The 14007-nt window shown below is 61.6% G+C and carries 12 protein-coding genes, 1 tRNA gene and 2 pseudogenes; 7 read left to right on the top strand and 8 right to left on the bottom strand.

Features of this window, described 5'->3' with window-relative positions; translation table 11 throughout:
• Positions 1-3: 3 nt before the first annotated feature.
• Positions 4-465 (top strand): annotated as a pseudogene (locus tag A3M7_RS44720) (SRPBCC family protein); the annotation flags it as partial.
• A 77-nt stretch (positions 466-542) separates the two neighbouring features.
• Positions 543-1211, top strand: coding sequence for an NAD(P)-dependent oxidoreductase (locus A3M7_RS0121065; protein ID WP_049823599.1), 669 nt, complete (start codon positions 543-545; stop codon positions 1209-1211).
• Positions 1212-1540: 329 nt separating this feature from the next.
• On the opposite strand, the gene A3M7_RS51305 is transcribed toward A3M7_RS0121065, so the two are convergent.
• From A3M7_RS51305 to A3M7_RS0121045, 5 genes are all read right to left on the bottom strand, one after another.
• Complete coding sequence (locus A3M7_RS51305) at positions 1541-1759, bottom strand: hypothetical protein (RefSeq protein WP_371090209.1); 219 nt, start codon at positions 1757-1759, stop codon at positions 1541-1543.
• On the bottom strand, positions 1753-2157 hold the full coding sequence (locus tag A3M7_RS0121060; protein WP_371090208.1) for a TetR/AcrR family transcriptional regulator: 405 nt from the start codon (positions 2155-2157) through the stop codon (positions 1753-1755). The genes A3M7_RS51305 and A3M7_RS0121060 overlap by 7 nt, the downstream gene beginning before the upstream one ends.
• Positions 2158-2172: 15 nt before the next feature.
• A complete protein-coding gene (locus A3M7_RS0121055; protein ID WP_027545669.1) occupies positions 2173-5286 on the bottom strand; it encodes an efflux RND transporter permease subunit in 3114 nt (1037 codons plus the stop codon).
• 82 nt (positions 5287-5368) lie between these two features.
• On the bottom strand, positions 5369-5860 hold the full coding sequence (locus A3M7_RS44715; protein ID WP_049823598.1) for a nuclear transport factor 2 family protein: 492 nt from the start codon (positions 5858-5860) through the stop codon (positions 5369-5371).
• A gap of 40 nt (positions 5861-5900) precedes the next feature.
• Entirely contained in the window at positions 5901-7013 is a 1113-nt protein-coding gene (locus tag A3M7_RS0121045; protein ID WP_027545668.1) for an efflux RND transporter periplasmic adaptor subunit, read from the bottom strand.
• Positions 7014-7227: 214 nt separating this feature from the next.
• Between A3M7_RS0121045 and A3M7_RS0121040 the strand changes: the two genes are divergently transcribed.
• The 4 genes and pseudogenes from A3M7_RS0121040 (at position 7228) to fabF (ending at position 10234) form a co-directional block, all read left to right on the top strand.
• Positions 7228-7806: a TetR/AcrR family transcriptional regulator gene (locus A3M7_RS0121040; RefSeq protein WP_027545667.1), complete on the top strand. Its 579-nt coding sequence runs from the start codon at positions 7228-7230 to the stop codon at positions 7804-7806.
• Between the two features lie 32 nt (positions 7807-7838).
• Positions 7839-8744 (top strand): alpha/beta fold hydrolase, encoded by a 906-nt coding sequence (locus A3M7_RS44710; RefSeq protein WP_049823597.1) that lies wholly within the window; start codon positions 7839-7841, stop codon positions 8742-8744.
• The gene (locus tag A3M7_RS48750) at positions 8713-8904 is read left to right on the top strand and encodes a hypothetical protein (RefSeq protein ID WP_156936949.1); all 192 of its coding nucleotides are present in this window, start codon (positions 8713-8715) and stop codon (positions 8902-8904) included. The genes A3M7_RS44710 and A3M7_RS48750 overlap by 32 nt, the downstream gene beginning before the upstream one ends.
• Before the next feature lie 66 nt (positions 8905-8970).
• Positions 8971-10234, top strand: a pseudogene (gene fabF, locus A3M7_RS0121025) (beta-ketoacyl-ACP synthase II).
• 546 nt (positions 10235-10780) lie between these two features.
• Here fabF and A3M7_RS0121020 read toward each other — a convergent pair.
• The 3 genes from A3M7_RS0121020 to cpdR all read right to left on the bottom strand — a co-directional run bounded on the left by A3M7_RS0121020 (position 10781) and on the right by cpdR (position 12460).
• Positions 10781-11419 (bottom strand): hypothetical protein, encoded by a 639-nt coding sequence (locus tag A3M7_RS0121020; RefSeq protein ID WP_156936948.1) that lies wholly within the window; start codon positions 11417-11419, stop codon positions 10781-10783.
• 534 nt (positions 11420-11953) lie between these two features.
• A tRNA-Val gene (locus A3M7_RS0121015) sits at positions 11954-12028 on the bottom strand.
• Positions 12029-12100: 72 nt separating this feature from the next.
• Entirely contained in the window at positions 12101-12460 is a 360-nt protein-coding gene (cpdR, locus tag A3M7_RS0121010; protein ID WP_007597092.1) for a cell cycle two-component system response regulator CpdR, read from the bottom strand.
• A 376-nt stretch (positions 12461-12836) separates the two neighbouring features.
• On the opposite strand from cpdR, the gene A3M7_RS0121005 reads away from it, so the two are divergent.
• Positions 12837-13727, top strand: a complete 891-nt coding sequence (locus A3M7_RS0121005) for an N-formylglutamate amidohydrolase (protein ID WP_027545665.1) — start codon at positions 12837-12839, stop codon at positions 13725-13727.
• Positions 13728-14007: the final 280 nt, after the last annotated feature.

The raw sequence follows: 14007 nt of genomic DNA, 5'->3' as shown, positions 1-14007 counted from the left end.
ACCATGATCTATTCGGCTGCCACCGTCCCGGTTAATCCGGACGGCGAGACCCCGCTGACCCGCGCGCAGGTGTGGAAGGGCCTGGTTCTCAAGGCCCGCGACGCCCGGCTGTTTCTGCCGCCCAACCTCTGCACCCGTTGCGAGGTGGTGGAGGAAAGCGCGACGCACATCGTGCGTGAAGCGACCATCGCGGGCGATGATCTGCGTGAGATCATTACCTTCGAACCGGAACAGAAGGTCACGTTCTTCCAGGCCACCGGCCCGCGCGAAGGCGCCATCGTCAACGACCTATTCCAGGACAAGACCGGCGCGCTGCAACTGCGGTTCTATTGTTACACTGGCTTGCGCGGCAAAAAACCCTTCGGTCCGGAAGAGCAGGCCGAGCAGGCGTTGTTCGACGGCGACAAGGGCTACAAAGCCGCCCTGCTGTCGACGTTGAAGCGGACCCGCGAGCTGCTCGCGGAAACGGCAAGCTCTGACCATCACCCGAAATCCAAACCGCGGGACAGCCTCCTCGGAGGCATTCCGCCAAGGAGGCATCTATGAACGATCTCATCAACGATGGCGTCAAGACCGCCCGATCGAAGGTACTGGTTCTTGGAGCAACCGGCGGTACCGGACGTCTGATCGTCAGCCAGGCGCTGGACCGTGGACATCAGGTCTCGGCGCTGGTGCGGTCACCCGAGAAGGCGAGCAAACTGAACGGCGCCAGGCTCGTTGTCGGAGACGTCCGCGACCAAAAAGCGTTGCGCGAAGCTCTCAAAGGTCAGGACGCCGTCGTCAGCGCGCTAGCTACACCGGCGAGCCTCTTCCGCGAGGTGACGCTGCTCTCAACCGCGACGCGCGCGCTCGTCAACGCGATGAACGCCGAGCATGTCTCTCGCTTGGTTTGCATCACGGGCATCGGCGCCGGCGAAAGTGCCGGGCACGGCGGCTTTCTGTTCGACAACGTGATCTTCCCGCTTCTCCTGAAGAACGTCTACGCCGACAAGAACCGGCAGGAGGCCACCATCAGAAACAGCGGGCTCGACTGGATCCTGGTTCGTCCCTCCGTCTTGAACGACAAGCCCGGCCGCGGCTCGATCCGCGCTCTGACGGATCTCTCCGACTTCCATGGTGGGACCATATCGCGAGGAGACGTTGCGACCTTCGTCTTGGACCAACTGCACACCGATGCCTGGTTGCGTCGTTCACCGTTGATTACATCGTGAACGCGAGTCCGCGCACTGCCTGGCCCGGAATGCCACGGTATCGTCACAAGGTCGACGTGTCGCGGTGCGCCAGAGTATTGGCGGGCGAACCGCGTCGCAGGAAATCGCATCCTGGCGTACAAAATCGTGCAAATGGCAGAGAGAGTGGGAGTCAATCCCCGTTGATGTACAAGCTGTTTTTCATCTCAGCACGTGGGCACCTACGGTCCTCGCTACCGATAATTGGCTCATCGCTGCGCCTCAAGCCTCTGTGTAGGATGGCGTAAGAGTTAGTGAGAAAGAGCAGCAGAGGTCCGGCGAACGCATCAGGCCTAAATACCGCAGACTGTTTACCCCGACTTGCCGAGAGCTTTCAGGATAAAGCGGATCTGACCGCGCAGGCCTGCTTCGGTGTCTTCGCCGTGTTGGACGCAGTGCTCGATCAGAATTGGATGGAGGAATGGCATGAACGCGGATCTGACCGCTCGCGCGGCTTCTGCGGCATCTTCGACGTCGAACTCGCCCGCTTCGGCGCCCTCGCGTATGATCGTCTCGAAGATCGTCACCATCCGCTCGATATATGCCCCCTGATGATCGGCCAGTTCTCCTGCGTGGCGGCGACGACCAACTCGTGCATGGGCCTTGCCTTGGCCAGCATCATCTTGTTGTGGTGGTGAACGGCGGTCAGGAGCTGGTCGAGTTTGTCCCAGGCCGGCGCGTTGGTGCGTGCGATCGCGGAGGCGATGTCGGCAACCTCGTTCACAACACGCCCGCAGATGGACTCATTGATCGCATCTCTGGAGCGAAAGAAACGGTAGATATTCGCCGAGCTCATGCCAAGTTCGGAGGCGATGTCGGCCACCGAGGTCCGATGGTAACCGATGCGGCGAAAGTGCTCCTCCGCCACCTCCAGGATGCGGGCTCGCGCCTCGCCGCTGCCAGTTCTCGTTCGGACCGGACGATTCATTGATACAACTGACGCCTACTCGGCAGCCGCTGCAGTTCGCAATTTCGGTTCCTCCGTCGGATCTTCACGGATCTCATCGGCAGTCGGCTTGATCCGGAACCACGCGGCATAAAGCGCAGGAAGGAACAGCAGGATCAGCACCGTGCCGATCCCGGTGCCGCCGATCAGCGTATAGGCCATCGACCCCCAGAAGACGGAATGCGTGAGGGGGATGAAGGCCAGCACGGCGGCAAGTGCAGTCAGGATCACGGGCCTCGTGCGTTGCACGGTGGCCTCGATGACGGCGTGATAGTCATCAAGGCCGGCAGCAAGGTTCTCCTTGATCTGTTCGGTCAGGATCAGAGTATTGCGCATCAGGATGCCGGCGAGTCCGATCAGGCCCAGAATGGCGTTAAATCCGAAGGGCTGGTTGAAGGTGAGCAACATCGGCACGACCCCGACGAGGCCGAGAGGTCCCGTCAGTACGACCATAGCCATCGTTGAGAAGGATCGCACCTGCAGCATGATGACGATCAGCATGGCGGCGATCATGGCCGGAAAGATCGTCGCCAACGCGTCATTGGCCTTGGTTGCCTCCTCGATCGATCCGCCCAATTCGATACGATAGCCGGCCGGAAGGGATGCGATCAGCGGCTGAAGGGCCGTCTTGATCTCCTTGGAGACCTCTGGAGGTTGGGTCGCCTCATTAATGTCCGAGCGAATGGTGACGACGGGTGTGCGATCGCGGCGCTTCAGAATCGGCTCTTCAAGTCGGACTTCCGAATGGCCGACCTGGTCGAGCGGAATTGGGCGGCCGTCCCTGCTCATCAATGAGAAATCCGCCAGACGTGTCGGATCCAGCCGCTCGCCGCCGGCGCTGCGTGCCATGATGGGGACATTGCGAATGTCCTCGCGGACCTGCGTAACGGCAATTCCCGTAAGGAGGAACTGCAGCTGCCGCGCCACCTCCGCCGGCGAGAGGCCGATGAGGTTCAGTCGATCCTGATCCGGGACGAAGCGGAGCACGGGTGTGCGATCACCCCAATCGCGATTGGCCTGCCGCACGTCGGGGACGCCGCGCATGATGTCGAGGGCCCTCTCGGAAATACTGTAGAGTTGCGCTGGATCAGGTCCCATAACCCGGAACTCGACCGGGAACGGTGTGTAGGGTCCGAACACAAGCTGAGTGACGCGCACACGGGCCTCAGGTGCAAGCCCCTGTGAGACCGCCTCTCGGAGCCGCTGCTTCAAAGCCTCGCGCGCTTCCGCATCCGGTGTTAGCACGACGATCTTGGCGAAGGCCGGATCAGGCAGCTCCGGCGCCATCGCGAAGAAGAATCGGGGAGCGCCCTGGCCGATATAGCTCGTGACGATCTTGGCATCGGGCTGATCGTGCAGCCACCGCTCGAGCTTCTCGACGGCGGCGGTCGTCGTCCCGATGCTGGTGCCTTCCGGCAGGCGAACCTCGACCAGCACTTCGGGGCGGTCGGACGTCGGGAAGAACTGCTGCTTGACGGCGCCCATGCCGGCGCCGGAAAGCGCGAAAGCGACGGCGACGATGGCGCAGGTCACGAACTTGTGGCGCACCGCGAAGGTGATCAGCCCTCGCAGGCGCCGATAGTTGGGAGTGTCGTAGATCGCGTGGTGACCGCCTTCGACCGGCTCGATCGCAGGCAGCATCTTGACGCCAAGATACGGCGTGAAGACCACCGCGACGATCCAGGAAACGATGAGGGCGAACCCTACGACCCAGAAGATATTGCCGGCGTATTCGCCGGCCGTCGAGCGCGCGAAGCCCACCGGCAGGAAGCCGGCGACTGTCACGAGTGTGCCCGACAACATCGGCGCCGCAGTGTGGCTCCACGCGTAGGCGGCCGCGCTGATGCGGTCCATGCCCTCTTCCATTTTCACCACCATCACCTCGATGGCGATGATGGCGTCGTCCACGAGAAGACCAAGCGCCAGGATGAGGGCGCCAAGCGTGATGCGATCGAAGAACCGGCCGGTCTCCAGCATGATGAGGAACACGACGGCAAGCGTCAGAGGAACGGCAGCCGCGACGACGATGCCGACGCGCCAGCCGAGGCTGAGCAGGCTCACCAGCAGCACCACGCCGAGCGCCATCGCGAACTTCATCATGAATTCGTCAACCGCCGAGGTGATGTTGACGGCCTGGTCGCTGACCTTAGCCAGCGTCATCCCGAGTGGCAGGGTCCGAGCGATAGCAGCGGACCTCTCCTCCAGCGCCTTGCCGAGCGCGAGACCATCCCAGCCCTCTTGCATAACGGCTGCGAGCATGATGGTGGGCTCACCCTGGTGTCGGATGAGGTAGGTGGGAGGATCCTCGTGGCCGCGGCGGACCTCGGCGATGTCGGAGAGCTTCAGCGTCCGCCCCGCTGCGACGATAGGAGTGTCGGCGATCGCCTGGACGCTGTCGTAGCCCCCGTCGACACGGATGAAGACCTGCGGCCCCTTGGTGTCGATCGAGCCTGCCGGTGTGACGGTGTTCTGCCGCTGCAAGGCGGCAACAATGTCCTGTGCCGACACGCCGAGGGTTGCCAGTTTGGCATAGGAAAACTCGACGAATATCTGTTCGGGACGTTCACCGAGGATGTTGATCTTCTTGACGCCGGACACGTGCAGCAGGTCCTGGCGAATTGTCTCGGCTTGCCTCGCGAGTTCCCGCATCGGCATGCCCTTGGCCTTGAGGGCGTAAAGGGCGAAGCTCACGTCCGAATATTCGTCGTTGACGAAGGGGCCGAGCACGCCGGGCGGCAGCTTGCGGGCTTCGTCCCCGAGTTTCTTGCGGGCCTGGTAAAACTCCTCCTGCACGCTGGATGGCGGTGTGCTGTCCTTCAGCGTAACCATCATATACGCATAACCTGGCCGTGTGGTCGTCTCCACCCGGTCGTACCAGGTCAGCTCCTGAAGCCGCTTCTCCAACGGTTCGGTGACCTGGTCCTGCATCTCGCGCGCCGTCGCGCCCGGCCATACCGTCGTAACTGTCAGGGTCTTGATGGTGAAGGAGGGGTCCTCCGCCCGCCCGAGCATGAGGAAGGCGTAGGCGCCTGCGGCCGCCAGCAGGACGATGAAGAACAGGCTTACGGCCCGCTCGCGAACTGCGATCGCGGAAAGGTTGAAATTCGACATTTGGCCACTCCTATTTCCGCGACGCTCGTACTGACACTCGCGCCGTCCTGCGGCAGGTGGGCGCCGAGTGAATCGCGCGCACCTAAAAAGCGCGGGGCCTCTGACTGCGCTTCTGCGAGCTTACAATTGGTTCGGCGACAGCTTCTTTGAGGCCAGCGACCGCTTGGACGGCAAGTCCACGGGCCGCTTCCTGGGAATCTTGAAATTCCTCAAGTTCACAGACTCTACCCCACCGCAGGGTGAATACGTGGAGGCCACGATTGACGTACGACGCCTCGCCGTTGAGCAGCGTTGCGGTGGCGTCCCACTGGGCAAACACGGTGGTGTGCCACGGCCAGCCCTTCACCCAGATGTTGTTGACCGTGAGATTGAGAGTAGGCAAGACGCGGCCGAGACGCTCAAACCAGCGGCGCAGATCTTCTTTGTCGTAACGCTCACCACCAAGTGCGTGGGCGCCGGAAACGCGGTGATGGACATGCGGCGCGAGTGCTCTCACCGCTTCATCCCAACGATGGTTGTTGACGTGGTCGAAGGTCTTTCGGATTTCTTTCTTGACGATGTAACTGAAGAGCATTGGACTTCTCCAAGGGTGATCGCGGAAAGATTGAAGCTCATTAGTTGCTCCTGGTTTCAGAGGAAGTCCTGACGCGAGCGCCCTCGTGCAGGAGGTGAGCGCCGAGGGAAACAATCGAATCACCAGAGCTCAATCCCGAGATCACCGCGGTTTCGTCGCTCAACCGAACAAGTTTGACTGGTCGAAAGCGCACGGTTGAGGTGGCGCTATCGAGCACCCACACACCGGTCTTCCGGCCGTCATCGAGCACGGCTCCCAGCGGCACCTGGACTTCCGGCTGACTCGCCTGGCTGGCCAGCCGGATGGTTACCGTCGCGCCGAGTGGCGCTGCCGCGGCCTCACCGTCGAGCACATAGCGGGCCTCATAGGTACGGGTCTGAACATCGGCAGAATCTGACAATTGCCGCAGATGCGCCGTATAGCGCCGCCCATCGGCCGCCCCATACACACTGGCCTCGGCCGCGGAGCCGATCGCCGGGCGGACCGTTTCGGGAAGCGCGACGACTGCTTCGCGGGGCCCCGCCTGAGCAAGGCGAACAACCGTCTGTCCGGCAGAGACAACCTGTCCCGGCTCGCCGAGCGTTTCGACGACCGTTCCGTCCGCGTCCGCGAGCAGGACGGAATAGGTGGCCTGGTTCTCGGCGACCAATGCGTCGGCTTCGGCAGAGGCGACTTGCGCCTTCGCCGTGTCCGAAGCCGCCTTCGCCTGCTCGTAGCGCTGTCGGGAAGCCCATCCGTCGCTCACCAACTTGGCGTATCGCTGCTCATCCGCGTCGGCCTGAACCAGAGATGCACGCGCTGCGGCAACGGCGTTGCGCTTCGCAGCGAGCGCTAGACGAAGGTCAGTCTCGTCGATCCGCAGCAGCGGCTGACCGGCTTTGACCTGCTGACCGACATTCACAAGCCGTTCCACGATCTTACCGGCGACGCGAAAGCCGAGATTGCTCTGGACTCGCGCCCCGATGGTCCCCGTGAAACCGCGTTGGGATCCGCCCACCGGTGCTGCCGTCGCCAAGTTGACGATCGGAGGTTCCTGCCTCGGGTCGCGGGCCGCGGAGGCTTGGTGAGCGGGAATGGCAAAAGTTGCGAGTACGACCGCCCCGGACGCCGCGATCAGGATACCTGCCAAGGCCACAAGTCTGCTCTTTTTCATCGCCCTCTCCATGTCACTTAGATTTCGTTCAAACTCTATAATCACCTTAGAGTTCGATCGCAATCTAAATTGGCCCCCTAACGGGAATGTGATCGCCAGAAATCAGTGATTTTGGCCCTCCGCCGGTGCGAATTCCGGGCACGCCACTTGATAGATTGCATTCGACCGCCATTTAAAATATAGAGTTCGAACGAAATCCAAATGGAGGTCCGCTATGCGCGTGAGTCGCATTCAGGCTGCTGAGAACCGCCAGACCGTGATCAACGTGGCCAGCCGCCTCTTCAGGGAGCGCGGCTTTGATGGCATCGGACTCAAGGATCTGATGGAGGGGGCCGGGCTAACCCAAGGCGCCTTCTACAAGCAGTTCGAGTCCAAGGAGGACTTGGCGGCACAGGCGTCCAGACGCGCATTGGAGAGCGCCTCAGAACGCTGGTCGGCCGCGATCGCGGAGAATCCTGATGATCCGCTTGGCGCGGTGATCGCGTTCTACCTGAGCGCCGGCCATCGCGAAGAAAACCTGGACGGCTGCCCGGTCGTGGCGCTCGGCTCGGACGCCGCCAGGCAGGGGGCCGGCGTGAAAGCGGCGTTCGAAGACGGGATCAAGGCGTATCTCGAAGTCCTTGGCCCCTTGCTTCCCAAGACCGACGGCGAGGATTCCAACAGGAAGGCCATGGTCGTTCTGTCGACGATGGTCGGCGCCATGACGCTATCGCGCGCCGTCAACGACCCGGATCTCGCTCAGGCCTTTCAGAATGCGGCCGTCGAACACGTTCGCGAAGCTACTGCCGCTTGAAAATCACCGCCTCAAAGCACCGAGGATACAGCGTGACCGACCTCGAACCAAGTTTGCTGAAAATATCGGACAAGCTAAGCGTACGGTTTCAAAAGAGCGGCGCCGGGCCTGCGTTGCTCCTCTTGCATACAATCCGCACGCAGCTCGAGTATTTCCGGAGCCTTGCGCCCCTCCTGGCGGCATCGCACACGGTGTATGCCCTTGACCTCCCCGGACACGGACACTCACCAATAGATCCAAGCGCGAACTTCGACGAACCCTACTTCAGGCAGGCCGTCATTCGCTTCATCGAGGAGCTCAATCTCTCGGAGGTGACGCTTGTTGGCGAGTCGATCGGCGGGGCATTGGCCCTTACGGTGGCAGCCTCGCTCCCGCAGCGTGTGAAGCGGGTCTATGCGATCAACCCCTACGATTACGAGGCCCGCTACGGGGACGGAATTCGGCGGGGCAACTGGCTCGCGAATTTCATCATCGGAAGTTTGCAGATCCCGCTGCTCGGCGCGGTGAATGCGTCGCTCGAGAACAAGATGATCCTCGGCAAGATCATGGGCGGAGGATATCACGACCCCCGCAAACTGCCGGCCGATTTGCTCACCGAATTCGATGAAGTCGCCCACCGCCCGGGATACAAGCGGATCGCGCGCAAGGTGCTGGCAGGCTGGCGATCCTGGAGCAAGGCGCGCGATTACTATCGGCAGATCTCGGCGCCTGTGACGCTCATCTATGGCGACAGCGATTGGTCTCGGCCAAGCGAGCGCGAACGCACGCGGTCGCTGATCGCTGCCGCGCAGATGGTGACACTGAAAAATGCCGGGCACTTCTCAGCCGTCGAGAATCCGTCGGAGCTGGCCCGCGTGATATTGGCGACAGAATCAGCGCAACGATCGAACACAGGAGTGCGCAACGATGTTCAAGCGCTTTTGGCAGAGCATAAGTGAATGGGCCAACGCCCTCAGCATGGACGATCCGCGCGGCGACTACATGTTCAGGCTGGAAGATCGCGTCGCAAAGCTCGAGCGCGAAGTCGAAGGTCTTCAGAACCCGTCCCGAGCAGCGCTCGTTGGGTCGGACGATCGTGTTCATCAAATGCATTCGTGAACCCCGACGACGAGAGACACTAATTTTCCGACTGTCGGCCAAGCCGACCTCGAAGGTCATCCGATCATGCGTCGTATCGTCGTTACGGGACTGGGACTCGTATCACCGCTGGGCTGCCGCAGTGAGTTGGCGTGGTCGCGACTGCTTTCGGCCCGCTCTGGACTTGCCGCGCTTCCGGAATGGGCTTCTGTCCTTCCCGCACGAGTCGCCGGAATCGTTCCGGAGAAGTGCAACGACGCAGATGGCGGCTTCGATCCGGATCTGGTCGTTCCTCCCAAGGATCAGCGGAAAATGGATCGCTTCATCCTGTTCGCCCTCGCCGCCGCATCTGAGGCCATAGCACAGGCAGTCTGGATCCCTTCAGACGCGCATTCAATGATGCGCACGGCAACTGTGATCGCATCGGGCATCGGAGGCTTTCCAGCAATCGTCGAGGCGGTTCGCACCACCGATCATCGCGGCGTGAGGCGCCTCTCGCCCTTCACCGTGCCGTCCTTCCTCGCGAATCTCGCGGCCGGCCACATCTCGATCTGCTACGGCTTCAAGGGGCCGATCGGTACACCGGTCACCGCCTGCGCAGCAAGCGTGCAAGCCATCGGCGATGCCGCACGCCTCATCCGGGCCGGAGAAGCTGACGTTGCAATTTGCGGCGGCTCGGAAGCCTGCATCGATCTGGTGAGCCTCGGCGGCTTCGCCGCCGCCCGGGCCCTTTCGACCGGCTTCAACGAAACGCCGGCGCGTGCTTCGCGTCCCTTCGATCGCGACCGCGATGGCTTCGTCATGGGCGAAGGTGCCGGTATCCTCGTCATTGAAGAGCTGGAACATGCCATCCGCCGCGGCGCCAAACCGCTCGCAGAAATCGTCGGCTATGGCACGACAGCTGATGCCTACCACATCACGTCGGGACCCGAGGACGGCGACGGCGCGCGCCGTGCCATGGAAGGCGCGTTGCGGCAGGCCAACCTCAAGCCTGGCGACATCCAGCATCTCAACGCCCATTCCACCTCGACTCCGGTCGGCGACGTCTCCGAACTGGAAGCAATCAAAGCCGTGTTCGGCCGCGACGGAAAAATTGCCGTGAGCGCCACCAAATCGGCCACTGGTCATCTGCTCGGCGCAGCCGGCGGAGCCGAAGCAATCTTCACGATCCTCGCGCTACGCGACCAGGTGGCACCGCCCACTCTCAATCTCGACAATGCCGACACGGCGGCCCAAGGCGTCGACATCGTAGCCCACGAGGCAAGGCGCATGCCGATGGAGCATGCGATTTCCAATCGGATTTGGCTTCGGGAGCGTCAACGCAAGCGTCATCTTTCGAGGTAGGCAATGAGGGGTTCACTCACCCATGTCGCGCGGGACGATCCAGGAGATCGCTGACATGGCCTCAGGCACTCAACCGCGCTGTTTACGATCGTAGAAGATCGTAGCTTGGCGTACAAAATCCTGTAAATGGCGGAGAGAGTGGGATTCGAACCCACGCTGCACACCATTGAAGGTTGGCTGGCGACAAAGTCAGCCACCCATTTCGTTACCTCATGCGTTACTTTTATGGGTGAGCTGCATGGTGACTGTCCAGCTAAGTTATTGATTTGGCTGGTACAGTTGGGTGGGCTCGAACCACCGACCTCCTGTTCCACAGTCAGGAACAGCTACTTCCGAAGGGTCTTGCTTTCTTACCTTGCCCGGCGACTTCTTGCCTGTGTACCCAGCTGTGTACCTCGGCGGCGCGAGTAACTGCTTGAGGCTTCGAAGATACTTGATAAGCCATTGGTTTTGTTGGTAGCGGGAGAGGGACTCGAACCCCCGACCCCAGGATTATGATTCCCGCGTTCTGGACACCGGCTAGCTCTTTCGCGCAGATTGATTTTCCATGCAGCTACTCCTCCGGCCCTAACAGAATAATGCGCTGCCGCATCTCGGGTCGCATTGCGCACACCAATTTCCCGACGTCCTCGTACCAGATCGAAGCGAAGACGAGAACCAAATCATAAAGCCCCACACCGGCGAGGATGTTGCGCAAGAATTCTCTCCGCTGCCTCATGAATGAGGCAGCCGTACCACCTATCGATCTGTCATCCATAACGATGATGCGCCGGTCCCGTGAAAGAAGAATAACCAGAGCGGGCTTGGTGTGCGAGTCGAAGTACGACCAGTGGTCTATATCCTGAAAAGTGGCAAGCACCGCATCGGACCGCTTGAGAACCCCTCGCGCCTCAAGCACCGCCAACGCCCGCTTCTCCGACGGCTCTTCTGGATTTGAAATGCGCCGGCGCTTGGCAGCAGCCCTGGTGCTCTTCTTGAGAAGCTCCCTGAGTTCAACGATGGTGAGCTTGCCCTCGGCAACGTCCTTGAGCAATTGCTGTCGTTTCTCGGGTTGGCGGGCTGCAATGCGAGCGACGCGCTCAACGGCAGCCACGGGCATCCGCACTCCAGACGGCAGCTCGGTGATGCCCTCGGCATCCAGATATTGGGCAGCCCAGATAAAACGTCGAAGTGTGTTATCGCTCAGCTTCACCCGCTTCGATAGCTTGGCGATGTAGTCGCGCCGATCGCCTCGGCCGAGCGCCTCGTAGGGGCGGACGTGAGGCCGAATGTAAGCGAGCCACTCGCTGGCTATTCTTCCGGGAGATGGAGACATGCGCTGAAGGGCCGAATCGAGGGAGGCCCATAAGCATACGCCATTGCACTGGCTTGACCAAAAAAAGACGCTGTTGACGAGAGGGGCGCTTCGCGTGACACTGTTTCGGCGCGCTGTTTCCAGATCGATACGATCCAGCGCGCCCGATGCGGGATAGAGAAGTGATGGCTACGGCCGAAGCAATAATCGAGAAAGAGCACGCGGCCTTCTGCGTTACCTTCGGAGTAACGTGGGGGAAGCGAGGCTATGCTTCGGCATCCATCTCCGACAGTCTGGAAACCGAGTACCCGCATTCGGGTCGCCAGCCCCATCTGGACAGGGCAGCCCACGCCGAAACGGGCCTTCGTGGAAATTTCGTGGAAACCACCCCTTCAGGCCTCGGGCGCGGGGCGCCTAAGTCATTGAAGAGGATGGTGGGCACGACAGGGATCGAACCTGTGACCCCTACCATGTCAAGGTAGTGCTCTCCCGCTGAGCTACGTGCCCTAGAGGTCATTTCATCGGTGGGGTCCCTATAACGGCTCAGGGGACCCGGCGCAAGGACGGAACGGGGCCGATTTAGGCCGCCAGCATCTTGTTCACTTCGCTGACCAATTCGCGCAGATGCACGGGCTTGGACAGCACCTTGGCGTTCTTGGGGGCGTCCGAATCCGAGTTCAGGGCGACCGCGGCGAAGCCGGTGATGAACATGATCTTGATGTCGGGGTCGAGTTCCGAGGCCCGGCGGGCGAGCTCGATCCCGTCCATTTCCGGCATCACGATGTCGGTCAGCAGCATCTCGAACGGCTCTTCGCGGAGCCGCTGATAGGCGGCCATGCCGTTGTCATGGGACGAGACCTGAAAACCGGCGTTTTCCAGCGCCTTGACCAGGAAACGGCGCATGTCGTTGTCGTCTTCGGCGAGCAGGATCTTTGGCATGGCAGGAAACGTCGAATCCCCAGAGGATATCAGCAGAGGTCACTAAGCCCGACAGAGGGTAAATTTGGGGTGAAAATCTTTACCCTGGACGGCTCGCGCTGCCGGCTCCTTGTGAACCCGAATGCGGCTCGAATCAATCGAAGCCGACCAGTCGATCCCCGCCTGCTGCCCGCACGGTTAAGACATGTTCCAGCGCCAATCACATCTTTTCGCTTGGCAGAATGGTTGCGATTCCAGACAATGACGACACATAAGAGCCGCTCGACCGGCCGAATCAATCCGTTCAAGCCTTTGCCGGACCTTGCAGGATCCTGCGGGGCCGGATCTTGTGGCGTGAAGGGACGAAGCCTGGGAATTAGGGACGAAGCCTGAGAAGATGACCCGGTTTGACGGCGAGATGTCGCCAGCCTTCGAGATCGTCGAGCCCGCCGAATGGCGCGCGCCGGTCATCTTCAACTCGCCCCATTCCGGCTCGACCTATCCGGACGAATTCCTCAGCGCCTCCAGGATCGACCTGCCGACGCTGCGGCGGTCGGAAGATTCCTTCATGGACGAGCTGATCGGCCATCTCAGCGCCCGCGGCTTTCCGACCGTGCGGGTCAACTTTCCCCGCTCCTATGTCGACGTTAACCGCGAGCCCTACGAGCTCGACCCCCGCATGTTCACCGGGCGGCTGCCGAGCTTTGCCAATACCCGCTCGATGCGGGTCGCCGGCGGCCTCGGCACCATTCCGCGCGTGGTCGGCGACGGCCAGGAGATCTATCGCGACCGTATCCTGGTCGACGATGCGCTGGCGCGGATCGAGACGCTCTACAAGCCCTACCACCGCGCGCTGCGCCGGCTGATCAACAAGGTGCACCAGATGTTCGGCACCGTGGTGCTGGTCGACTGCCACTCGATGCCCTCGGTCGGCGTCAGCAGGGACGAGCCGCGCCGGCCCGACATCGTGATCGGCGACCGCTACGGTACGAGCTGCACGCCGCTTTTGCCCGACCGGGTCGAGGAGACCATGGGCGGGCTCGGCTATTCGATCGGCCGCAACAAGCCCTATGCCGGCGGCTTCATCACCGAGCATTACGGCAACCCGGCGAGCGGGCTTCACGCGGTGCAGCTCGAACTCAACCGCGCGATCTACATGGACGAGCGACGGCGCGAGCGCAGTCCGCGCTTTGCGCAGGTGGCAACCGACTTCGGCGTCCTCGCCGACGTGCTGGCGAACACGATTCCGTTCGGCGATCTCGGCCCGTTCCAGGCCGCGGCGGAATAGGCGCAAACCGCCATCGCGCGACGACGTCGCGAATCACAGAACACAGCTGCGCGCATATCGGACGCCGGATCTTCACTTCGCGTTTTCGCGCAGTCGAAACGAAACAGACGGCCCAAGAAAAAAGGGCCGCTCGCGAATGACGCAAGCGGCCCAAGTCTAGGGAGGAAACGCCCAAGGAGGGCAGCGGTAACGCAGAGCGCTACCGCACCGCAACAATATGCGGCCGCGCCGCACAAAGTGCAAGGGCTTTTGAGCGGTTTCCCATGCAAAACACACATGG

Origin of the sequence: Bradyrhizobium sp. WSM2254 (assembly GCF_000472645.1) — a bacterium.
GTDB lineage: Bacteria > Pseudomonadota > Alphaproteobacteria > Rhizobiales > Xanthobacteraceae > Bradyrhizobium > Bradyrhizobium niftali.
This window is presented reverse-complemented; position numbering and strand designations above follow the sequence as displayed.